Origin of the sequence: Patiriisocius sp. Uisw_017, from assembly GCF_047731265.1 — a bacterium.
Lineage (GTDB): Bacteria > Bacteroidota > Bacteroidia > Flavobacteriales > Flavobacteriaceae > Patiriisocius.
In genome coordinates, this window is sequence record NZ_CP159835.1 from 3,137,981 (window position 1) to 3,160,314 (window position 22,334).

The 22,334-nt window shown below is 34.9% G+C and carries 22 protein-coding genes, 2 pseudogenes and 1 riboswitch; of the genes and pseudogenes, 14 read left to right on the forward strand and 10 right to left on the reverse strand.

Translation table 11 applies throughout. The features are described 5' to 3' along the window. Positions 1–108: 108 nt before the first annotated feature. Positions 109–384: a hypothetical protein gene (locus ABXT67_RS14150; RefSeq protein ID WP_415374688.1), complete on the forward strand. Its 276-nt coding sequence runs from the start codon at positions 109–111 to the stop codon at positions 382–384. Between the two features lie 86 nt (positions 385–470). Here the strand turns inward: ABXT67_RS14150 and ABXT67_RS14155 are convergent, their stop codons facing one another. The 5 genes from ABXT67_RS14155 to ABXT67_RS14175 all read right to left on the reverse strand — a co-directional run bounded on the left by ABXT67_RS14155 (position 471) and on the right by ABXT67_RS14175 (position 2,948). After that, entirely contained in the window at positions 471–728 is a 258-nt protein-coding gene (locus tag ABXT67_RS14155) for a DUF6952 family protein (protein WP_415374689.1), read from the reverse strand. Next, positions 725–1,036, reverse strand: coding sequence for a thioredoxin family protein (locus tag ABXT67_RS14160; protein WP_415374690.1), 312 nt, complete (start codon positions 1,034–1,036; stop codon positions 725–727). Before ABXT67_RS14160 ends, ABXT67_RS14155 begins: the two co-directional genes overlap by 4 nt. Positions 1,037–1,132: 96 nt before the next feature. Continuing rightward, complete coding sequence (locus ABXT67_RS14165; RefSeq protein WP_415374691.1) at positions 1,133–1,777, reverse strand: peroxiredoxin; 645 nt, start codon at positions 1,775–1,777, stop codon at positions 1,133–1,135. Positions 1,778–2,030: 253 nt separating this feature from the next. Then, the gene (locus tag ABXT67_RS14170; RefSeq protein WP_415374692.1) at positions 2,031–2,414 is read right to left on the reverse strand and encodes a hypothetical protein; all 384 of its coding nucleotides are present in this window, start codon (positions 2,412–2,414) and stop codon (positions 2,031–2,033) included. 78 nt (positions 2,415–2,492) lie between these two features. After that, complete coding sequence (locus ABXT67_RS14175; protein ID WP_415374693.1) at positions 2,493–2,948, reverse strand: hypothetical protein; 456 nt, start codon at positions 2,946–2,948, stop codon at positions 2,493–2,495. Between the two features lie 653 nt (positions 2,949–3,601). Between ABXT67_RS14175 and ABXT67_RS14180 the strand changes: the two genes are divergently transcribed. Then, positions 3,602–4,003, forward strand: a complete 402-nt coding sequence (locus ABXT67_RS14180) for an Lrp/AsnC family transcriptional regulator (protein ID WP_415377003.1) — start codon at positions 3,602–3,604, stop codon at positions 4,001–4,003. Between the two features lie 37 nt (positions 4,004–4,040). Here ABXT67_RS14180 and ABXT67_RS14185 read toward each other — a convergent pair whose 3' ends face one another. The 3 genes and pseudogenes from ABXT67_RS14185 to ABXT67_RS14195 form a co-directional block, all read right to left on the reverse strand. Beyond that, positions 4,041–4,130 (reverse strand): aldehyde dehydrogenase family protein, encoded by a 90-nt coding sequence (locus ABXT67_RS14185; protein ID WP_415374694.1) that lies wholly within the window; start codon positions 4,128–4,130, stop codon positions 4,041–4,043. 28 nt (positions 4,131–4,158) lie between these two features. Further along, positions 4,159–4,569 carry an aldehyde dehydrogenase family protein gene (locus tag ABXT67_RS14190; RefSeq protein ID WP_415374695.1) on the reverse strand — a complete coding sequence of 137 codons (411 nt, stop codon included), beginning with the start codon at positions 4,567–4,569 and terminating at the stop codon, positions 4,159–4,161. A 10-nt stretch (positions 4,570–4,579) separates the two neighbouring features. After that, positions 4,580–5,131, reverse strand: a pseudogene (locus ABXT67_RS14195) (aldehyde dehydrogenase family protein). 237 nt (positions 5,132–5,368) lie between these two features. After that, a riboswitch (TPP riboswitch) is annotated at positions 5,369–5,467 on the forward strand. Between the two features lie 107 nt (positions 5,468–5,574). On the opposite strand from ABXT67_RS14195, the gene thiS reads away from it, so the two are divergent. The 8 genes from thiS (at position 5,575) to moeB (ending at position 12,600) form a co-directional block, all read left to right on the forward strand. Further along, complete coding sequence (thiS, locus tag ABXT67_RS14200; RefSeq protein WP_415374696.1) at positions 5,575–5,778, forward strand: sulfur carrier protein ThiS; 204 nt, start codon at positions 5,575–5,577, stop codon at positions 5,776–5,778. Between the two features lie 66 nt (positions 5,779–5,844). Beyond that, the gene (gene thiC / locus ABXT67_RS14205; protein ID WP_415374697.1) at positions 5,845–7,704 is read left to right on the forward strand and encodes a phosphomethylpyrimidine synthase ThiC; all 1,860 of its coding nucleotides are present in this window, start codon (positions 5,845–5,847) and stop codon (positions 7,702–7,704) included. Positions 7,705–7,873: 169 nt separating this feature from the next. After that, the gene (locus tag ABXT67_RS14210) at positions 7,874–8,470 is read left to right on the forward strand and encodes a thiamine phosphate synthase (protein WP_415374698.1); all 597 of its coding nucleotides are present in this window, start codon (positions 7,874–7,876) and stop codon (positions 8,468–8,470) included. A gap of 146 nt (positions 8,471–8,616) precedes the next feature. After that, positions 8,617–8,928, forward strand: a complete 312-nt coding sequence (locus tag ABXT67_RS14215; RefSeq protein ID WP_415374699.1) for a bifunctional hydroxymethylpyrimidine kinase/phosphomethylpyrimidine kinase — start codon at positions 8,617–8,619, stop codon at positions 8,926–8,928. Positions 8,929–8,951: 23 nt separating this feature from the next. Continuing rightward, complete coding sequence (gene thiE / locus ABXT67_RS14220) at positions 8,952–9,620, forward strand: thiamine phosphate synthase (RefSeq protein WP_415374700.1); 669 nt, start codon at positions 8,952–8,954, stop codon at positions 9,618–9,620. Further along, the gene (locus ABXT67_RS14225) at positions 9,617–10,387 is read left to right on the forward strand and encodes a thiazole synthase (RefSeq protein ID WP_415374701.1); all 771 of its coding nucleotides are present in this window, start codon (positions 9,617–9,619) and stop codon (positions 10,385–10,387) included. The genes thiE and ABXT67_RS14225 overlap by 4 nt, the downstream gene beginning before the upstream one ends. 37 nt (positions 10,388–10,424) lie before the next feature. After that, on the forward strand, positions 10,425–11,537 hold the full coding sequence (thiH, locus tag ABXT67_RS14230; RefSeq protein WP_415374702.1) for a 2-iminoacetate synthase ThiH: 1,113 nt from the start codon (positions 10,425–10,427) through the stop codon (positions 11,535–11,537). 7 nt (positions 11,538–11,544) lie between these two features. Continuing rightward, positions 11,545–12,600 carry a molybdopterin-synthase adenylyltransferase MoeB gene (gene moeB, locus ABXT67_RS14235; protein WP_415374703.1) on the forward strand — a complete coding sequence of 352 codons (1,056 nt, stop codon included), beginning with the start codon at positions 11,545–11,547 and terminating at the stop codon, positions 12,598–12,600. 572 nt (positions 12,601–13,172) lie between these two features. On the opposite strand, the gene ABXT67_RS14240 is transcribed toward moeB, so the two are convergent. Then, positions 13,173–13,715, reverse strand: coding sequence for a pyridoxamine 5'-phosphate oxidase family protein (locus tag ABXT67_RS14240; protein ID WP_415374704.1), 543 nt, complete (start codon positions 13,713–13,715; stop codon positions 13,173–13,175). A 164-nt stretch (positions 13,716–13,879) separates the two neighbouring features. Between ABXT67_RS14240 and ABXT67_RS14245 the strand changes: the two genes are divergently transcribed. The 4 genes and pseudogenes from ABXT67_RS14245 to ABXT67_RS14260 all read left to right on the forward strand — a co-directional run bounded on the left by ABXT67_RS14245 (position 13,880) and on the right by ABXT67_RS14260 (position 20,541). Next, a complete protein-coding gene (locus ABXT67_RS14245) occupies positions 13,880–16,135 on the forward strand; it encodes an FUSC family membrane protein (RefSeq protein ID WP_415374705.1) in 2,256 nt (751 codons plus the stop codon). A gap of 243 nt (positions 16,136–16,378) precedes the next feature. Then, positions 16,379–16,887, forward strand: a pseudogene (locus ABXT67_RS14250) (aconitase family protein); the annotation flags it as partial. A gap of 723 nt (positions 16,888–17,610) precedes the next feature. Beyond that, positions 17,611–18,216 carry a hypothetical protein gene (locus ABXT67_RS14255; protein ID WP_415374706.1) on the forward strand — a complete coding sequence of 202 codons (606 nt, stop codon included), beginning with the start codon at positions 17,611–17,613 and terminating at the stop codon, positions 18,214–18,216. Between the two features lie 297 nt (positions 18,217–18,513). Further along, the gene (locus ABXT67_RS14260) at positions 18,514–20,541 is read left to right on the forward strand and encodes an FAD-dependent oxidoreductase (protein ID WP_415374707.1); all 2,028 of its coding nucleotides are present in this window, start codon (positions 18,514–18,516) and stop codon (positions 20,539–20,541) included. Positions 20,542–20,760: 219 nt separating this feature from the next. Here ABXT67_RS14260 and ABXT67_RS14265 read toward each other — a convergent pair whose 3' ends face one another. Continuing rightward, positions 20,761–22,317, reverse strand: a complete 1,557-nt coding sequence (locus tag ABXT67_RS14265) for a family 16 glycosylhydrolase (RefSeq protein ID WP_415374708.1) — start codon at positions 22,315–22,317, stop codon at positions 20,761–20,763. Positions 22,318–22,334: the final 17 nt, after the last annotated feature.

The window sequence follows — 22,334 nt, forward strand, 5'->3', positions numbered from 1 at the left end:
AACGCCGGGCATTTTAGCACTTTTTAGTAGTTATAATCCGTCATTATGTAAAGTCACTTTGTAAACTGTTTTTCGTGCGATCTATGGGAAATCCTTTTTAACTCCTCAATGAATTCAGATGCGTCTGGACCTAAAGTTTCATTCTCAGAAAGCACTTCAAATGTTTCATGCATTCCAAAAAAATACTTTGTGTCTGAGTTAATCCAAATTTGGAAATACCAAATTCATATAATGCCGTTAAATCAAACTCAGGCTTACTGGAAAGTTTGTGAACGCCCATCTTCTTTCATTTGTGCTTTAACTTCTTTTATTATATATGGCAATGATTTTGAACCAATTCCACTTTCAAGACTGGCTATAAGTTTTGTTTTGGATGTTCGTTAATGAAGAATCATTCTTAAGGTACTTAGAATTCATAAAATTATTAGCATTATCCTTTTGCCTATTTTGTTTAAATTTCAATAAACTAATTAGCTGTCAATTGCCCCTAAAACTCGATTCATAAATTCATTATATGCTTCTTTCTTGGGAGTACCCCTTTTAATAGATTTGCTTACCTCAATAGCTCCATACATATTTGATATTAACTCTCCAATAACATTTATTTCTTCCTCTTTTAAGGATGAAGCTTCTGATAAATCCTCGAGCGTTTCAATAGTTTCAATAACAAAATCTTCATCGTTATTTTCAATAAATTGTGCTAGGTGCTTTATAACTGGTAACCTCATAATTTCGTGTCTTCGATAAATCCTTTAAGAACTTCGAATTTATTTGTTTGTATTTGGGTTTTAAAAGTTCCGTTTTCGAAAGATGCAAAAGTAGGCAGATTGTCAACGGTTGCCATTTTTCTGCTTTTAGGAAACTTTTCAGCATCAACTATAATGAAAACTGTATCTAGGTTTTCAGTAGCTAATTTTTTAAATTTTGGCTTCATTATTCGGCAATTACCACACCAGCCCGCAGAATATTGTACAACTACTTTTTTATTAGTTTCAACGACTAGGCTTAGATTGTCTTCGGTTAATTCTTGAATCATCTTTTATTTTTTCTAATATTTTAAGAAAGCGATTAAACAAGTAACCGCTAACTTAAAATGATTTTTTACTATTTATTTTATTGTCATTAGTAAAATTTAGTTGACAAGTGCAGCTAGATAGGTTGCGGTATCTTTTGCGTTGGGTTTCATTGCATCTTTACCTTCTTCCCAGTTTGCAGGACATACTTCGCCTTTTTCTTGCACGTGTGTATATGCGTCTATTAAACGTAAAAACTCACTCACATTGCGTCCTAATGGCATATGATTAACACTTTCGTGCACTACAGTACCTTCTTCATCTATGATGTACGTAGCTCTATATGTTACATTATCACCTTCTACTTGTAGTTTACCTGTTAGTTCATCATAAGATTTTTCTGTAATATCTAAAATATCTAGTACGCTAGATAAGTTGCGATTACTGTCTGCAATAATTGGATAGGTGACACCTTCAATACCACCATTGTCTTTAGGTGTATTTAACCAAGCAAAATGAACCTCTGCTGTATCGCAAGATGCTCCTATAACTAGGGTATTTCGTTTGTCAAACTCTGGCAGTGCTGCCTGAAATGCATGCAGTTCAGTTGGGCAAACAAAAGTGAAATCTTTTGGGTACCAGAATAAAATAACTTTTTTATTATTTTTCTGTGCTTCTTCAAGTACATTAATCTTAAACGTATCGCCCATATCATTCATAGCGTTTACGTTGATGTTTGGGAATTTTTTTCCTGTGTATGGCATAATAATTTTGTTTTGATAGCTTCACAAAATTATTTGATTTTAGGTTGTGTAAATAAGAAGTTGAATTGTAAAAACCAATAGTGAAATAACAACTTCAAATGGTTCCTGTTTTTTTAATGTATTAGTAAATAATTCAACTATTGTTAATGATTTCACAATAGTTTGCGCTCAATTTTGAGGAATTATTCATCTGCATTTATATTTGTTAGTAGCCTTTTATAAATTTACTTAGGTAAGCACTTATTTAATCACATTAGCTTCTATTTAATTCTTCCTGTTTTGCTGGCACAACGTAGGTGTCAAAATACCAAGAGGACCATTTTTCCAGAGATAAAAAAATAACCAGTCCTAAAACGATAATTATAATACCTACTAAAATTAGATTCTTTTTTTTTCGTTTTGAATCTATAGAACATTGATTTTGTTTTGTTCTAAAGCGATAAATACCAAAAGCTCCAATTGCTATGGCAAAGCCTCTTAAAACCCAACCACCAACCCCAACTGAGCCGTCACTGTTATAAAAGAAATCTGCAAATGAAATAGCATACGCACCACCCATTAGCCCAAACATAAAAAGCACGGCTGGTGCAACACAACATAAGATTCCTGCTATGCCTGCAGATGAGGCAAATTTCAATGCCCATTTAAATACACTTGGATTTTTATTTTCTGAATTTTCGATAATGAATGTTTTTATATCAATTAAAATTTCACTTTAATACAATCTCTTTTTATACAAATCACCACCCAAAACTAATGCAGCCGATATAATCAAAACGTTTTTGATGATGTACTGCCCCTCTAAAGTTAAAAGTAGCGGATTGCCATTCTGGAAGGTAACATCTGGTAAAAAAAACAGTGGCATAAACGTACCTACCATTTGCAAAAATAACAAGCCGATGGCAATTCTGCATGTTTTTTTAAATAAGAAAAAAATACCTATACAAATTTCCCAATATCCAATAATATGCAACCAAACATCAGGTTTTCCAAAAGGCAACCAAGAAACGGTTTCTTTTAATAAACCTTCGGCAGGCGACAAACCAAGCGGTTTTAGCGCCCCAAACCAAACAAAAATAATTGCCAACGAAAACTTTAAAGCAGGTTTGCCAAATTTTCGCATCGTTTTGCTTAGTGAATTATCTATTACATTAAATGATTTTATGCTCATAAAAGTTATGTTTTAATACAATTTGCTCTAATAACATTCCTTTAAAGTCTGTTATTTCATTTTTGCCATTGACTATAGCATCAAGTTCTTTTGAAAGTGGTTTTGTAAGCTTCCCCTAAATAGAACTGTTTAGTTTTCCAAAATTACATTAAATTTATTGTTTTCAATTCTTTAAAACAGTGTCTTAAAGCAAAAGAGAGCGACTTTGGAGATCCACGAATACCCCTAAAATAGTATTGCTTAAGCTAAGTAAAAAAATATAGACGTGCATATAATTTTGGGAACAATTAAGGCTCATTTCACTATATTTTAGACTGCTTAGCGTTAAAAAAATATCTTGTAGACATTTATAGCTAAATACTATTTGGAGCTAGCCTCTAGTAAAGTATTGTATCTAAATCCAATCATCCACTTGATAATTACATTTGTATATCCTAAAGCCTGTGCGCTCCAATCCCCTATTGTTCAGATTAAATTTTAGGAGGTCGTATTGCCTTCACATCATTTGTGTAAATATGTGCTATTTCTATTTTATATATAACCATAAAACTATGCTTTTAGTTTACCAACCATTTTTCTTTAATTAAATATAATTTTGTATTATTATTCTTTAACATTGAGATAGACAACAAAACATTAATAACAGGGATAATATTCGAAATAACAACTCTAGTAACGAATTAGATAAAACTGACGAACAGATAATTAGACTCTTACAAAAAAATGCTCGATTATCTAATAAGCAAATTGCTGCAGAAGTTGGTATTGAAGAATCTACCTGCTCTCAGAGGATGCGGAAGTTACAGCGGAAAAAAATATTCTTCGGAATTCATACTTTTGTTGATTCTTCAAAACTTGGTACTAATATAGAAGCACTGGTTGCCATAAAATTAACTAAAAACATAAAAGATCAAGTGGAAGATTTTAAAAACTCAATGTCTTTGTTACCGAAGGTTGTTAATATTTACCCCTTAGCTGGTCAAATAGATTTTCTGCTTTACATTGCAGTAAGAGATAAAAATCATCTAAGAGATTTTGTAATGGATAATTACTAGTTAAAAAAATAAATTGTGCCTACATTTTTAATTTAAATCAATCAATTTTGGTTTCAGACATTTCCTCAATAGCAGACTTGACACCTTCTCTACCTATTCCGCTACTTTTAACTCCACCAAAAGGCATAGCATCTATTCTATAATCTGTGGAATCATTACATCAGTGCACCAGTACAATCTAGTTCATTAATTGCTTTATGTGCATTATTAATATCATTAGTGAAAATTGCAGTATGTAAACCAAAAGGTGATTTATTACAGCATACTATAGCTTGATCTAAGTTTTTTACTTTTGAAATAGTTGCCAAAGGTCCAAAAACTTCTTTGCAATTGGCGATATCATTCTTACCGTGAGCCTCCAAAATGGTTGGTACATAACAATTTCCAATTGTTTTTCCTCCACTAATTATTTTTGCTCCCTGCTCTATGCTTTCGGCAACAAAAAGATCAATATGATGAATGGACTCTTTACTTATAATAGGTCCAATATCTATATCTTCTGATAATGGTGAACCAATTCTTAACGTAGAAGTTAATTGAGAAAATTTATTTAAAATGAATCGCAAATAGTCTCTTCTACAAAATTCGTTTTACACCAACACAATTTTGGCCACTTGCATAGAATGCTGCTGAAACGCAATATTGAACCGCTTCTTCTAAATCAGCATCAGATAGCACTATAACAAGTGAATTTGAACCAAGTTCCATCACTAACTTTTTTAGTTCTGCTTTTCTCTGTATAGCTTTTGCAGCTTCTAAGCCTCCAGTAAAACTTATCAATCTTATTTAATCATCGCGAATGAGAGCGTCACCAAAGTATTCTGGAGAACCTGTAATTATGCTTAACATTTCTTTTAATAGTCCAGAATCAAAAAGAATTTCTCCAAACTTAATGACCACTACCGGTGTATCATCACTCGGTTTTAATATAACTGGATTTCCTGCAGCAATTGCAGGTCCCAACTTGTGACGAACCAAGTTTAAAGGATCATTAAATGGGGTAATGGCAACAACAATACCAATCGGGACTTTGTTTGCGTACCCAACCATATCTTCTGAACCTGGAACAGCGTTAAACGGAATTGTTGCGCCAATTATTCTTCCTACTTCTTCTGCAGAAAGTTGCATCGTATTCAAAGCCCTAGTGACTTCTTTTCTTGCCTGAATAATTGTTTTAATTCCTTTGACTCGAAGATTCAGGCTTTAATGAGATCTAATTTTATCAGTTGTAATATGCTAGCACTACTAGTATTTGAATGTCTTTTTCTTTTGTATGCCTCCTAAATTCAGGGTGCAAAACAGCAGTATTTTAAGCATTTTTAAGAATAGATTTTTTAGTATTCAATAAAACTATTAAATTTGTGTACAATACTTTAGGAGTAACTATAATTATGTATAGTTTGAGAAACATCCTTAGAACCTGATTTGATTCATATCAACGTAGGGAAAAGTTTACAGTTGGTTTTACTACCCTTAGTGCTACAAAACTGCTCCTTTTCAATTCTCAATTCTTTTATCGTTTTTACCATTAACAAGGAAGCACCCTGCTTTTTTATTAAATAAAGGAACCTGTGATAAACATAAAAGTAAATAAAACGAGACACCAATTTCAACGCCATAGTTCTCTAGAATTTATACTCAATGTGATGGATATTTCAATTAATGGAATAGCCGTTGCCATCAATCAAAATATTATATCTAAGGTAGATTGGAGCACAACAACCCTTGCCGAGGGCGATCAAATAGATATCGTAACAGCAACACAAGGCGGTTAGTTATTTTAAGCACATACAAATAGTACGAATCCAGAATAGTAGTAACCAGTAAAACATGCTAAGAAAATGAAAAACAAAGATACTGCACCAAAGCAAGACGGAATTACAAGACAACCGTTTCCTAATTCTACAAAGGTCTATGTAGCAGGAAAAATTTACCCACAAATTAAAGTGGCAATGCGTGAAATTGCGTTAAGCGATACCAAAGATTCGTTGACCAAAAAGAAAACCAGTAACGAGCCTATTACCGTATACGATACTTCTGGTCCTTACACAGATGCTAATAAAGAAATTAATGTTCATTTAGGAATTGAAAGAATTCGGGAACAGTGGGTTTTAGATAGAAACGACACAGAACAGTTAGCCGAATTTTCTTCTAAATATTGTAACGAGCGTCTAAACGATAAAAGTTTAGATCATATGCGTTTTTCTTTATTGAAAAAGCCCCAACGCGCTAAAAAAGGAAAAAATGTAACGCAACTGCACTACGCTAAAAAGGGAATCATTACTCCAGAAATGGAATACATCGCTATTCGAGAAAACCAACGAATTGACGAAATGACCATGATAAAAAAACAACATAAAGGGGAACATTTTGGCGCTTCTATTCCAGATAAAATTACACCAGAATTTGTGCGTTCAGAGGTTGCGAGAGGTCGCGCAGTTATCCCGTCAAACATCAATCATCCAGAAGCAGAACCTATGATTTTAGGGCGAAATTTCTTGGTGAAAATAAATGCAAATATTGGTAATTCTGCGGTAACATCTTCTATAGAAGAGGAAGTAGAAAAAGCAGTTTGGGCCTGTCGCTGGGGAGCAGATAATATCATGGATTTATCTACTGGAGAAAATATTCACGAAACGCGTGAGTGGATCGTCCGTAATTCTCCAGTCCCAATTGGTACCGTGCCAATTTACCAAGCTTTAGAAAAAGTAAACGGAGTTGCAGAAGATTTAACGTGGGAGATTTTCCGTGACACCTTAATTGAACAAGCAGAACAAGGCGTCGATTATTTCACCATTCATGCAGGCGTTTTGTTACGTTACATTCCAATGACAGCAAATCGCGTTACAGGCATCGTTTCTCGAGGGGGTTCTATCATGGCAAAATGGTGTTTAGCACATCATAAAGAAAGCTTTTTATTCACACATTTCGAGGATATTTGTGACATCCTAAAACAGTACGATGTGTCTTTTTCTTTAGGGGACGGCTTGCGTCCAGGTTCTATTGCAGATGCAAATGATGAAGCCCAGTTTGCAGAGTTAGAAACGTTGGGCCAATTAACTCAAATTGCTCGTAAGCACGAAGTACAGTGTTTTATAGAAGGTCCAGGACACGTGCCAATGCACATGATCAAAGAGAATATGGAAAGACAAATTGAGGTTTGTGACGAAGCACCTTTTTACACATTAGGACCTTTAACCACAGATATCGCACCGGGTTATGACCATATTACTTCAGGTATTGGCGCAGCAATGATTGGTTGGTTTGGTTGCGCAATGTTATGTTATGTAACCCCAAAGGAGCACTTAGGCTTGCCTAATAAAGAAGATGTTCGTGTGGGAGTTGTTACCTATAAATTGGCTGCCCACGCTGCCGATCTAGCAAAAGGACATCCCGGTTCTCAGCACAGAGATAACGCGTTAAGTCTGGCTCGTTTTGAATTCCGCTGGTTGGATCAATTCAATTTAGGACTAGATCCGGAGCGTGCGTTAGAGTATCACGATGAAACCTTACCTGCTGATGGTGCAAAAGTGGCACATTTTTGTTCTATGTGTGGCCCAAAATTCTGTTCTATGAAAATTTCTCAAGAAGTTAGAGATTTTGCAGCCAAAAACGACATCGTGGATAATGAGGTCATTGCAAAAGGTTTTGTAGAAAAATCGAAAGAGTTTAAGCACAAAGGGTCTAAAATATATTTGTAAGATAATGAGGGAGTTCCCACGCCAAAAAAAAGGCGTGGGCGGGCTTTCCGTTATATCTTTTGCTGAAAAAGCAAAAGGATGCCACTACAATCCCTAACTCAAAAAAAAGAGGTAGTGTCATTACCAATAGAACACGATGAAATAATCTCTTAAGCAAAATCACAGCACCATGATACTACTTATAGCACCAGAAAACGATCTCCCAAAAGAAATTGAAATACTGCACCAGTTGTTTGAAGAAGGTTTAGGGGTGTATCATTTTAGAAAGCCACAAAAAAACTACGAACAACACGTGGCCTATCTAAACCTTATAGATAAAAAATATCATGACCGTATTGTGGTGCATTATTATCACGAACTAGTCAATGATTTTAATCTAAAAGGGGTTCATTTTAAAGAACAAAAAAGAATAGCTCATATCGATAATCCCGGAGCCTATTTTAAGAACCTAAACATGTTTGGTAAAACGATAAGTTCCTCCTTTCATGAACCTGAAATACTAGAAAGTTGCGAATTCGAATTCGATTATCATATACTGAGTCCTGTGTTCTCATCCATCTCTAAACAAGGATATCAAGGCAGGGGTTTTAAGGTCAATCATATTGATAAAATAATTATTGGAGTGGGCGGAATTAGTTTAGAAAACGTGGAAGAAACTTTAAAACTTGGTTTTAATGGAATTGGTGTTTTAGGGGATGTTTGGAATGCTGAAGACCCAATAGCGCGTTTTAAAAGTATCAAAAAGAAGTTTGAGTTATTAAATTAATGGTTCACCCGAGTGATTTTTATAAAGAAATAATGGAATAAAATATATGAAAAACACACTTCTAAATGCCTTATTTTGGTTAATTAACAAGTAAATAGATTTGTGTGTCGATTGGAAGAGACAGATCAAAACAAAGAATTAAAATAGTGAAAGAACATAACTATATACTATCCATAGCAGGTTTAGACCCATCAAGTGACGCAGGTATTACTTCAGATATTAAAACATTTAAAGCCCATAACTTATACGGATTATCAGTTTGTACGGCAGTTACAGTTCAAAATGATATAGCGTTTAAGAACTGTGTTTGGATAAAGAAAAAAGTAATCTTAAATCAAATAGAAATACTTTTTAAATGCTTTCCAATTTCCGTAGTAAAAATAGGGGTCATAGAATCTTGGCATGGTTTACTAGAAGTAATTAAAACACAGTTTTTAAATTCTAATTCCTCTTTATAAGGGTCTCATAATTATCAGAACTAATGATTGGCAAATTACACTATATTACAAAAGGCGAATTGCCCGAAGACCATATAAAAAATCTGCAAAAAGCTTGCGCCTCTGGTGTTGATTGGGTGCAATTGCGCATAAAAAACAGCGATCCTAAACAGATTTTAGAGGCGGCTAAGAAAGCGAGAACCATTACAGCGCGTTTTCAAGCAAAATTAATTATAAATGATTATTATAAAATAGCAAAAGAAGTAAAAGCAGACGGGGTTCATTTAGGAGCAACCGATGCGTGTCCTATAGTTGTTCGCAACTATTTAGGAAAATCTTTTATTATAGGAGGCACTGCAAATACGCTGGAAGATTGCAAGAATTTACTAGCCAAAAAAGTAGATTATATTGGTTTAGGTCCTTATCAATTTACAAAAACAAAAAAGAGCTTAAGTCCGATTTTAGGACTAGCAGGTTACAAAAATTTATTAGAAAAACTTCAAACCGACATCCCAATAATAGCCATTGGAGGTATTACTTTGGATAAGGTTTCGGAAATTATGGAAACAGGCATTTATGGCGTTGCAGTTTCTGGAGCAATAACAAAAGATGGTACTAGTATTCCAATGTTCCATAAAATTTTAAAGACCCAAAAACTCACTAGAACAAGTATTAAAAAAGAGACCATAAATAGTTTTAAAAAGAAAAAATGAACGATATATTAAAAATAGCAGACAAAGAATTTACCTCTCGTTTATTCACAGGAACTGGAAAGTTTAGTACTTCAAAATTAATGCAAGACGCATTATTGGCATCAGAAAGTGAGTTGGTCACGGTTGCTTTAAAAAGAGTAAATATTCAAAATAAAGAAGATGATATTTTAACACACTTAAATCATAGTCATATTAATTTATTGCCAAATACATCTGGAGTTAGAACCGCTAAAGAAGCGGTTTTTGCTGCCCAATTAGCACGTGAAGCTTTAGAAACCAATTGGATTAAATTAGAAATTCATCCAGATCCAAAATACTTATTACCAGACCCAATAGAGACACTTAAGGCAGCTAAGGAATTGGTCAAATTAGGCTTCGTCGTTATGCCTTACATTCACGCTGATCCTGTTTTATGTAAAAGACTTGAAGATGTAGGTTCGCAGTGTGTAATGCCATTAGGCGCGCCAATTGGTACAAATAAAGGCATTAAAACCGTTGATTTTTTAGAGATCATTATAGAACAAAGTAATGTTCCTGTTATTGTAGATGCGGGTATTGGCAGTCCATCGCATGCCGCTTATGCGATGGAATTGGGTGCAGACGCTGTTTTAGTAAACACTGCAATTGCAGTGTCAAAAAACCCAATAATCATGGCAAAAGCCTTTAAAATGGCCGTAGAAGCTGGACGCATGGCTTACAATGCAAAATTAGCATCGGTAAAAAAATATGCGGAAGGAAGTAGCCCTTTAACATCATTTCTTAATTAGATCGTACGAAAAAAATAAAATATTAAAAGCAAAGAAAATGTCATTTAAAAATACTTTTAACACCTACGATTGGGATACTTTAGAAAAAGAGATCTATGGGTATACTACTATTAATGTTAGGGAGGTTCTTGATAAAGAGACCATCAATTTAGAAGATTTTAAAGTTTTAATTTCTCCTGCAGCAGAGCCTTTTATAGAAGAAATGGCACAGCGTAGTGCTGCAATAACAAAAAAACGATTTGGGAATACAATGCAAATGTATATTCCTATGTATTTGTCTAACGAATGTCAAAATATTTGCACCTATTGCGGCTTTAGTCTAACGAATAAAATACCACGTAAAACATTAAATGATAGCGAAATTTTAAAAGAGGTTAGCCTTCTAAAATCCAAAGGATACGATCATATTTTATTAGTTACAGGGGAAGCTAATAAAACCGTTGGTGTTGCTTATTTAAAACACGCCATTGAATTGATTCGAGAACATTTTTCTAATATCAGTATAGAAGTGCAACCGCTAAATCAAGATGAATATAAACAGCTTATCGATGCTGGCCTTTACGCCGTATTGGTGTACCAAGAAACCTATCACAAGGCGACTTACAAAATTCACCATCCTAAAGGTAAAAAGTCAAATTTTGATTATCGCTTAGACACCGCCGATAGATTGGGAAAAGCTGGGATTCACAAAATAGGAATTGGTGCTTTATTCGGCCTAGAAGACTGGCGAGTGGATAGTTTTTATACCGCACTTCATTTAAAATATCTGCAAAAAAAATATTGGAAAACAAAATACTCAATATCTTTCCCTAGACTTAGACCTCACCAAGGTGAAGTTCAGCCAAAAGTTGAAATGACTGATTCTGATTTGGTTCAATTAATTTGTGCTTATAGACTATTAGATGAAGATGTTGAACTATCTATGTCCACTAGAGAAAGTGAAAAATTTAGAGATAATATTATCCAATTAGGAATAACCTCTATTAGTGCTGAATCTAAGACAAACCCGGGTGGTTATGCCGTTGACCCACAATCCCTAGAGCAATTTGAAATTTCGGACGAAAGGAATACCGAAGAAATACAACAAATGATTAAATCTAAAGGGTATGAAGTTGTTTGGAAAGATTGGGACATAACATACTCTAAATGATAATATTATGGAACTTACAAAAGCAGAAAAACAGCAATATACGCGACATCTAATTCTTGAAGAAATTGGTTTAGAAGGCCAATTAAAACTGAAGCGTGCAAAAATATTAGTAATTGGAGCTGGAGGACTTGGTTGTCCTATATTACAGTACCTGTCTGCTGCAGGAGTTGGCAGCATTGGTATCATTGATAATGACGTTGTAGAGCAATCTAATTTGCAACGCCAAATACTCTATACGCATCAAGATATTGGAAAAAACAAAGCAGAATCTGCTTTTAAACATTTACAATTATTAAATCCTTACATCAAGTTTGATGTCTATAAAACAAGGCTTACAAAAGACAATGCCCTTGATTTATTTGAAAAATATGATATTGTTATAGATGGAACGGATAACTTTTCCACTAAATATTTAATTAATGATGCTGCTGTATTGGTTAAAAAACCTGTTGTATTTGGCTCTATTTATAAGTTTGAAGGTCAAGTATCTGTATTTAATTATAAAAATGGTCCAACCTATAGATGCCTGTATCCAACACCTTCCATACCAAGTGACGGCCCTAATTGCTCTGAGATAGGGGTTTTGGGTGTGCTTCCAGGGATTATAGGTGCATTACAAGCGAATGAAGTATTAAAGATTATCTGTCAAATAGGGGATGTTTTATCTGAAAAATTACTGACCTATAACCTCTTAACAATGCAGCAAACACTATTTAATTTTAAAAAGAATGATGCCTTACAAATTAAAGCCTTGGCCAATGATTATGAGTTTGCTTGTGGCCTATCAAAAGATAATTTAGTAATTACACTAAGTGCATTAGAAAACCAAGTTGGAAAGTATAATTTATTAGATGTGCGTGAAGACTCTGAAAGAAAATTATATCATATTGGTGGACAGCACATTCCGCTAGGAGAGCTTGCAAACAGAGTACATGAAATTAATAAGGACAAAGATATCGTCGTTTATTGTAAATCAGGAGTACGCAGTAAAAGGGCCATTGAGATATTAAAAGAAAAAGGCCTTGAGAATACATTGTTACAATTAGAAGGAATGACTTTTTAAATACCATCCAATCCCATTTGTATAGCCACGTTTAATTCTTTTCTTTCCTCACAGATTACTCGTACCTCTTTTATTTAATTAGTAAGGAAGTCGTGAATCGTTAATACCCTTGGCTAGCGACAAATCCCGTGCTTCGGTTTCATTAACATCGCAGCAAAAATATACCAAGAAAAAAATAAAGAATAAGATATAATATACCTCATATTTTCAACAAATCAAGGAACGAAAATTCAAGAACCAATAATATAAAATAGAAATCTTGTGGGTAAAGCTCAAGTTACATAAGGCAATAGTAGTATGGTATATTTTACCAATAGGTTGATCCTAAGTGTGGCGCTATTTGCAGTCCATTGATGCTCTGGAAAAATAAGGAAATCATATCTATTCGTTATAACCTATTCCTAAAATTTGAAACGCTTGTGATTTCAAAATATTCCATTATTAAGGCCCTTTCAATTCTTTTAATCATACTACATTGAGGCTTGTTAAAGATTATAAGTATGAGGGCCTTGTAATGTAATTAGACCAAACGCAAATATAATATTTGTTTTATACTGCTTAGAATGGACAAATTAAGGTACTAAGAATTCACCAGACCAATCAGTATCCATTCTAGAAAACAAAACCCTTAAATGATTAGGACGCTTTAGACGTAAATATTCAATCGTATTGGGTATGAGTTTTACAGGACAGAAATAATTTTCTTTTGATTTGTAAGCTACATCATCCGGGTTTTTTATTGGGGTGCCAGGTGTTCTATTAGTGGTATAATCTTTTCTAGACGACTCCTGTATGGTATGCCAATAAGTTGCAATTTGTTCTTTATCTGTTATTAATTCGGCTTTTCCCACAACCCGTATTTGCAGTAGCTTTTTAGGATTATAAAATAAAGCGCTAAATTCAGAATTATTTTGAAAATCTCTTATTTTTTGAGTTCTGCTATCGGTATAAAATACTAAACTTAAGTCTAACAATGTTTTACGCAACACTACCGTTCGCTGCCTTGGTTTGCCATTTTCATTGGTCGCCAAGGCGAAATAACGAAACGGATGACGTTTTTTTGAATGTCCATTAACAAGTTCTCGTTTGGCTTCTTCTAGGAGTTGATTCTTCAATTTTATTGGTTTAATTAAAACTATTTTATATTAAAATGGCTTAAACATTTTTGTGCTTGAGACGAATTTTAATGGCATTAATGATCAAACAACCACTTAAATAATCTTACGAGATTACAATTTACCTCAATTACCCTAACTTTACAATCAAATTATAATACCACTTGAAAAAAATATTCAAACAACTAGAATTATTTCTAAAAAGCTCCAACTTTGACCGGGGGATTCGGCTTGGGTTTGGGATTACTACCCCCTTTGCTATACTGTATTTTTTAGGGTATTTTGAATATGCTCCAGCGGTTGTCGTCGGTACTTTTTTGAACGCGCCAGGCGATATTCCGGGAAGTATCAAACGCAAGGTCAATGCCATTTTAATCAGTACTGGATTAACGATGGTTGTTACAACCATAATTCTATTTTCAAAGCCTTTCCTGCCACTTCTATTAGTCGCACTTGCAATCATTACGTTTGTTGTGTCGCTGATTTCGGTTTATGGTTTTAGAGGATCTTTGGTATCCTTTTCTGGCTTATTGGCAATGGTATTGGCATTTGCCATTCAAAAAGATACAGGGCAAGAGATTTTGGTTCAGGTTGCCTTAATGGGAGTTGGTGGTCTTTGGTATTTGGTCGTATCCTTTATTTTTCAAAAACTTGCACCTAAAAAAGATCAGAACCAACTATTGTCAGATACGCTTCTGCTTATTGGTGAGTATCTAAAATTAAGATCCAAATTATTAACAAAGAAAACCAAGCGCGACGAACTCCTCAAACAAACCCTCGTTCTTCAATATCAAATTAACGAAAAGCACGAAACACTTCGAGAAACGCTGCTAACAAGACGCAAGCGCTCTGGGCGCACGCATTATGAAGAAAAGCAACTATTGATTTTCCTCTCTTCTATCAATATCTTCGAATTGATAGAAGCAGCACATTTGGATGATGAAATGATCGATAGGATTTTTGGCGTGCGCAAAGAATTTCTAAAAGCTTCCAAAAATCTGAGCAAAATTATGGGCAACCATCTCATACGTTTGTCTGAATTATTAATTCAAAATGATAAAATACCAAATAAAGATATGCTCTTAAATGCATTATCAAAAGCCAACGTATCTATCACAAATTACATCGATGCCGTCAAATTACCTGAGGCGCGCGAAGGTGCTTTGGTATTGAAAAATCTATATGATTATCAAGAGCAACTGCTTCAAGAAATAAGGGCTGTTAGACGTGTAATGGCGAATGTCAAAGATGCATCTAAACCCTCTTTAAAAAGACAAGATTCGAGTCAGTTTTTAACGCTCCAAGAATACAGACTGAATATCCTTGTTCAAAATTTTAGTTTGGACTCCACCATATTTAGACATTCATTGCGCCTTGCCTTGACCATTGTATTTGCGTACCTGTTAGGCTTTCTTTTTGGCATCCAAAACACCTATTGGATTTTACTGACCATTATTGTTATTATGCGCCCCAGCTATGGACTAACAAAAGAGCGTTCAAAAGATCGTATCATTGGCACACTCATAGGCGCTGCTGTTGCCTTTGGTATTGTGCTCTTTACTCAAAATGTAGTGGTCTATGCGGTATTGGCAGTTGTTTCTTTGGTATTGGCATTTTCATTAATTCAGCAGAATTATAAGTCTGCTGCTGCTTTGATCACTATTAGTATCATTTTTGTGTATTCCTTCATTAATCCTGATGCCTTTGAAGTGATTCAATATCGTGTTATCGATACTATTATTGGATCTGTTATTGCTGTCGTTGCTAATTATATACTTTTTCCAACTTGGGAAGCCGATAACCTAAAACAGGTCCTTCTGAACGCCTTAGAAATGAATAAAAAATATCTTTTAGCAACACAAGCGTTGTATAAAGATCCGTCAAAATATAAACTCTCTTATAATGTGGCAAGGAAAGAAGCATTTCTTGCCATCAGTAATTTAAATGCTGCTTTCCAACGATTGACCCAAGATCCAAAATCGAAACAGAAAGAATTTCAGCTAATTTATGAAATTGTAACCCTTAACCAGACAATGATTTCGGCGATCGCGTCCATCGGTAAGTTTATCATTAATCATAAAACCACCCCCGCTTCAATAGAATTTAATGTACTTATCAAAAAAATTTCCAATACCCTGCAGATGTCTTACGATAGATTAGACCACGCAAAAATTGAGAAAAAAGTCACAGAAGAAACCGCTGAACATGCACAAGATAAGCTATTGGAAAAATACCAACAATTATCAAATATGCGAGATGAAAATATCAAACAAGGCAACACTAAATTAGACACTGAAACGCTTCATGGTCTTCAAGAAGCCTATTTAATTGCCAATCATATGAGCTGGTTGAAATCCCTTTCAGAAAACCTTAAAAAGGCGACTCAAAGCTATCGCTCTTCTCTCGTAGATGACCAATAGCCATTTTATTGATTTTCAAGCAACACTTCGAGGATGTTTCTCAAGAGTTTTTATAGCACATTAAATCGATCAACAGAATATATCACTTTTAGCAGAGCTTCTTCCCTTAGTATTCTTACCTCATAGAAATTGCAAGAATTCGTTTGAGGCAGTTCAATGGATCAGAATCCACAATTCTGTTATTCTTTCTCTTTACAAACCTGTCGAGCACTTTAATTAAACGAATTCTTTAAAAACAAAAACATGAACTTATTGAACGTTGCACAAAAATTGATACAATCTCATTTGATAACTGGGAAAGCGGAGTCAGGAACTGAAATTGGTCTAAAGATAGACCAAGCATTATTACAAGATGCTACAGGAACTTTAGTGCAGTTGGAACTATAAGTAATGAGTCTCGATAGGGCAAAGACCGAAGTGGCCGTGCAATATGTAGATCATAATTTATTACAGACCGATTTTAAGAATGCGGGTTATGGTACAGTAAGCTTGGTAATGGAGTAAGCCATCCCGTTCATATGGAACGTTTTGGAATTCCTGAGAAGTTCCTAGTAGGTTCCGATAGTCATAGTTGTGCTTTGGTATCTCTGGGAATGCTGGCCATTGGAACAGGTGGATTGGATGTGGCCGCTGCCATAGCGGGGCAAACCTATTTTGTTAAAATGCCAGAGGTAATGGGCATGAAACTAACGGGCAAACTTCCCGATTGGGTAAGCGCCAAGGATGTCATACTTGAAATGTTAGGTCGTTATGGCAGAACCTGATAAATTTCGGTATTCTTCCTTTAGAATTTGAAAACCCACGGAATTATGACGATATTGAACAAGGGCTCTCATCGAATTCAAAAACCTAAGGGAAGATATAATGAATAAAGGTCTCCTAAAAGTTGAGATAAAAAACAAGAACAATACTATGGGATTTTCACTAAACATAGCCTTAGCGATAGACAAATAGGATTGTTGCGGAAGGGTGGGGTGATAAACGAGTTTAAAGATAAAGGCGCTTTTTAGGCCAAATACATAAAAAGAATCCAATGCAGAAGTTGTTGGGTTTGCAACACTCCTGATTATTTAGAGCAGAACCTCTCCTATTATCTTTATAAAGAAATTTAGAAAATAATGTTTTAATCATTTCACACACATTGCACTTCGCTCCTACCAAATCTTCGCATAAAACTCCAGTTAAGGCAGTCGTCTCTTTATAAAAAGAGCGTTCTCTTGCTCTTGCACTTTGGCTTTAAATGAGTACAGCATAACGCTTGACAGGAATCCATAATGTTTTAGTTCCATTATGGCTTTTTTGAACAATGCAGTAACAAGTCAGAAAAATGTGATGTCATAAAAAATGAATGGTGGCTACCAAGTTTAAGTAATAGTGATTTTTAAGCGTTTATAAATCACTGTACCTTTTGAACGGTGGCACGATAAAATTGCCCCGTTTCTATTGTTTCATTAACTTGCATGAAAATTTAAAATATGAAAACTAGCATCGGCCTGCTATTAACATTTTTAATCTTTGCGAGCTGTTCCACTTCTAAAGTGATTCCTTCTCAATGGCTATCTGAGGATTTCAAAAATCAGAAATTTGACCGCCTTTTGGTTTATGCAAATACCGAGGATATTGACCTTCAATTTGAGTTTGAGGACAACATGGCGATAGTACTATCAAAAAAAGGCCTGTTCCCTGTTAAAATGCACGATATCTTTCCTGAAATTGAATATAAAGAGAAGCACTCCCAAGAAAAAATAGATCAATTTGTTTTAGACTGCAAGGAAAAAAATATTGACAAGGTTTTAATAGCTTCACAGAAATCGATTTCGGTGGATACCGTGGTAGCCAATTCTTTACATAATTATTTTAATACGCTAGAATCTTTAAAATTAGGAAGTGATAAAGAGGAAAACCTGGTATACAATGTTAAAGAATTAACCACTTACATACTAGAAGCGGCTGTTTACGATATAGCGATAACGTCTGAAGACAAACCAATTGCGACGACTACCTTGAAAGCTATAAACCCTAAGTCTATTGAAAAATTAAAGAAAAGTTTTTTAAATGCTATTTCACAACTATTTGATTAGTATCCTTGACGCGTAGCGCCTTGATAAACGGGATGCACACGTCCCGATTAATAATCAGGATTGCCATTGTGTTTGTCAGATCCAAAATAAAAACACCCTTTTTGCTTTGTTTAAAAAATCCGTATTCAATAGAATACCTGATATTCTTCGATTCAAATAAAGTAGCGCTAACAACGGTTAAAATTCAGCACTAAAAACTCAAAAAAGCTGCCCCATTTTGGCTTTTTTCATTCCAAAAAAAACGTATCTTTCAATTATTATGCACGCATAGTAAAAGTGAATAAAACATACAAAAAAATGACCCAATATAAACATATTTTCGAACCCTTAGATTTGGGATTTACAACGCTTAAAAACCGTATTTTAATGGGTTCCATGCATACAGGGTTGGAAGAGGAGAAAAATGGCTTTGAAAAAATAGCAGCCTATTATGCAGAACGTGCAAAGGGTGGCGTTGGTTTAATTATTTCTGGTGGAATTGCACCTAATGTACAAGGTTGGACAGGTCCTTTTTCGGCACGAATGAGCACAAAAAAACACGCAAAACAGCATAAAGTAATTACAGATGCAGTACATATAGAAGGTGGTAAAATATGTATGCAAATTTTACATGCAGGACGTTATGGATACCATCCATTTGCGGTTGCACCTTCTGCCATAAAATCGCCTATCAGTCCTTTTAAACCATTCAAGCTAAAACAATCGGGCATCAAACGTACCATTCGCGACTTTGTAAATGCTGCAAAACTAGCAAAATTAGCAGGTTATGATGGTGTAGAAATTATGGGTTCTGAAGGGTATTTAATCAATCAATTTATTTCAGAAAGAACCAATAAGCGTACTGATAATTATGGAGGAAGCTATGAAAATCGAATGCGTTTACCCATAGCATTAGTAAAACAAACTCGTGAAGCAGTTGGAACCGAGTTTATCATTATCTATCGTTTATCCATGTTAGATTTAGTAGAAAAAGGAAGTACTTGGCAAGAAGTAGTTGCCTTAGGCAAAGAAATTGAAAAAGTGGGTGCCACTATCATAAATACAGGGATTGGTTGGCACGAAGCACGAATACCAACCATTGCAACATCAGTCCCAAGGGCTGCATTTACTTGGGTTACTAAAAAAATGAAAGAAGAACTTTCGATTCCGTTAGTGACTTCAAATAGAATAAATATGCCAGAAACAGCTGAAAAAATATTGGCTGAAGGTGATGCGGATATAATTTCGATGGCACGACCATTTTTAGCAGATTCTGAATGGGTAAATAAGGCAGAAGCAAATAAATCTGACGAAATAAATACTTGTATTGGTTGTAATCAAGCGTGTTTAGACCACGTTTTTGCAAGGAAGGTAGCAAGTTGTTTGGTCAATCCAAGAGCCTGTCATGAAACGGAACTAAATTATCTGCCATCAGAAATAAAGAAAAAAATTGCTGTGGTGGGTGCAGGTCCTGCTGGTTTAGCTGCTTCCACCATTGCAGCGGAACGAGGACATGACGTCACACTTTTTGATTCCGATAAAGAAACAGGAGGGCAATTCAACATGGCGAAGCAAATTCCCGGGAAAGAAGAATTTTATGAAACCATTCGTTATTTTAATAAGCAGATAGAATTGCACGGCGTAACCCTAAAATTAAATACGCGAGTAACTACTGAAGATTTAAAAGCAGGCAATTTTGATGAAGTAATATTAGCGACAGGAATCAAACCAAGGACCCTGAAAGTTGAGGGCATTGATCATCCTAAGGTAATTAACTATATTGATGTTTTAAAGTTGAAAAAACCCGTTGGTAAACGTGTTGCAGTGATTGGAGCCGGAGGAATTGGTTTTGATGTTTCAGAATATTTAACACACGAAGGTGAAAGTACCTCGTTGAATATTGACGCTTGGTTAAATGAATGGGGAATTGATAAAACATTGAAGGCACGAAGTGGTATTGAAGGTATAACCGCTGAGGTGCATCCGTCACCAAGAGAAATTTTCATGTTCAAGCGCAGCAAAGGTAAATTTGGTGGTAACCTAGGTAAGACTACTGGCTGGATTCATCGTTCTTCATTGAAAAAGAAAAACGTCCAGTTTATCAACAATGTGCAGTATACCAAGATTGATGACGAAGGCTTGCATTATGTTCAAAATGAAGTTCAAAAAGTGTTGGCAGTAGATACTATTGTAATTTGTGCAGGTCAAGTACCACTTAAAGAATTAGTAGCTCCTTTAGAAACAGAAGGTATAAAAGTGCACGTCGTAGGAGGTGCAGATATCGCTGCCGAATTGGATGCAAAACTCGCTATAAATCAAGCCTGTAGATTAGCGGCTAAGATTTAATGATGCAAAAAAAGCAATCATTAAATATTTTATAGTGTATGTTTTATAAAGTTTTAGCAACTTTTTTTCTTCTCGATATTTTTACAATACGACTGTAAACGATCTCTGAAAAATTAAAGGTGTATCCATTAAAACTAGTGGTGTCCTCAAATTGAATAACAATTGTATCCAAGTGTAATGCAGCAAATTTAGAACCGAATTTAAAATTCTTAAAAAATATCAATCAATAATAACCTTCTTAGTTATTGTAGTATTTCCTGAATATATTTTTAATATATACAATCCAGTGTTTAAATGCTGTACATCGATCTGTTTTGCAGCAGTATTCTTATTAATTACTAATTGCCCTAAGGTAGAGTATAGTTCTACTTTGTCAATGTTCTCATTTGTCTTAATGGCTATAATATCTGAGGTAGGATTAGGATATACCGTAAAATTATTAGCAACAGTACTTTCAACTCCTAAGCTACCTCCTTGATACACTCTAACATAGTCTATGTCCATACTACTTTCTGTAAAACTAGCATCTACTGCGCCCGCAAAACCACCCATAGCAATATTAAGGATTAAGTATTGTTCTAAATCAAATGGCCAAGTATCACTAGTTTGATTAGCAGGACTGTAGGTATAAAATCCTACGCCATCAATCATAAATGTAATTTGGTTTGGAGACCAGTTCATAGAATACACGTGATAATTATCTGCAACATTAGGAAGTATTTGTGTAGCTGTGTTTACCGTGTTTCCAAAGCTAGAAGGGGTGTGTATGGCACTTGAAACTTCGTTCGTTGCATGTAAACCATGTTCCATAACGTCTATTTCGCCGCAGGCAGGCCAAGGCGTTGTACCAAAACCTTGCTCTTGCCAATAAGCACCTACTTCACTAACATTTTTTCCCAAAGACCAAATTGCTGGCCAAGTTCCATTTCCGAAAGGAAGCTTTGCTCTTACGTCCACCCTACCGTAGGTAAAGGCAAATTTTGAATTAAGTCTTGCAGAAGTATAATTTAAAGTAACCCCGTCTTGCGAAAACACCTCATTTTTAGCAACAATATTTAGATTTCCGTCCGCTACAAACGAGTTCTCTAATCGGTTTGTATAATGCTGCAACTCATCATTAAACCATTGTCCTCCGTTTGGTCCCATTGTCTGGTGGTGCCATTTAGATGCATCAATTGCCCCATCATCATCAAATTCATCAGACCAAACTAAATCTGTATAAATTACATCCAGCGCATTGGGATCTGTTGGTATAGCTCCATCTGTAATATTGTCTATCAAGTACGTTCCTGCAGTGAAAGTATCGTGATCTATTATAATTACTAATCTATCATATGCTCCCGTTGCATTTACACTCGTACCGTTTGAACTGTTGGTAGCATTTGTGAAATCGAAACTTATCGTTTGCCAATTAGAAGGAGAAGGAACCGTAAATGTCTCTTTAACTTCTACGTTTGGATTGGTTCCATTCTCTAATTTTAGAAGAATATTATGAGGATTTGGATCAAAAGAAAAGAACGATAAAGTGATATTTTGTTGAAGGTCTAAATCAACTGGGACATCAATATAAAATCCTTGATTGGCATTTGAACCATCATTAAAAAATTGTCCCACTATATTACTAGCGCTAATTGGATCATTTCTTGTGGAAAAGCCTGATCCTTCATACCCAATAAAAGTATCTGCTGAATCTAAAAAATCAATAGGCATGTCCTGACCATAGCTTTGTAAACTTATTAGAAAAATGGTAAAAGCAAATCCATAGGCAGTTTTCATAATTTCTAGTTTTTCTT

Bases quoted from the DNA above. Each gene is read 5' to 3' on its own strand.
- moeB (WP_415374703.1), top strand. From the start codon at position 11,545: ATGGAACTTACAAAAGCAGAAAAACAGCAATATACGCGACATCTAATT.
- thiE (WP_415374700.1), top strand. From the start codon at position 8,952: ATGATTGGCAAATTACACTATATTACAAAAGGCGAATTGCCCGAAGAC.
- ABXT67_RS14150 (WP_415374688.1), top strand. From the start codon at position 109: ATGAATTCAGATGCGTCTGGACCTAAAGTTTCATTCTCAGAAAGCACT.
- thiH (WP_415374702.1), top strand. From the start codon at position 10,425: ATGTCATTTAAAAATACTTTTAACACCTACGATTGGGATACTTTAGAA.
- ABXT67_RS14255 (WP_415374706.1), top strand. From the start codon at position 17,611: ATGAAAACTAGCATCGGCCTGCTATTAACATTTTTAATCTTTGCGAGC.
- ABXT67_RS14225 (WP_415374701.1), top strand. From the start codon at position 9,617: ATGAACGATATATTAAAAATAGCAGACAAAGAATTTACCTCTCGTTTA.
- ABXT67_RS14185 (WP_415374694.1), bottom strand. From the start codon at position 4,130: ATGCCTTTTGGTGGAGTTAAAAGTAGCGGAATAGGTAGAGAAGGTGTC.
- thiC (WP_415374697.1), top strand. From the start codon at position 5,845: ATGAAAAACAAAGATACTGCACCAAAGCAAGACGGAATTACAAGACAA.
- ABXT67_RS14155 (WP_415374689.1), bottom strand. From the start codon at position 728: ATGAGGTTACCAGTTATAAAGCACCTAGCACAATTTATTGAAAATAAC.
- ABXT67_RS14175 (WP_415374693.1), bottom strand. From the start codon at position 2,948: ATGAGCATAAAATCATTTAATGTAATAGATAATTCACTAAGCAAAACG.
- ABXT67_RS14160 (WP_415374690.1), bottom strand. From the start codon at position 1,036: ATGATTCAAGAATTAACCGAAGACAATCTAAGCCTAGTCGTTGAAACT.
- ABXT67_RS14165 (WP_415374691.1), bottom strand. From the start codon at position 1,777: ATGCCATACACAGGAAAAAAATTCCCAAACATCAACGTAAACGCTATG.
- ABXT67_RS14210 (WP_415374698.1), top strand. From the start codon at position 7,874: ATGATACTACTTATAGCACCAGAAAACGATCTCCCAAAAGAAATTGAA.
- ABXT67_RS14265 (WP_415374708.1), bottom strand. From the start codon at position 22,317: ATGAAAACTGCCTATGGATTTGCTTTTACCATTTTTCTAATAAGTTTA.
- ABXT67_RS14260 (WP_415374707.1), top strand. From the start codon at position 18,514: ATGACCCAATATAAACATATTTTCGAACCCTTAGATTTGGGATTTACA.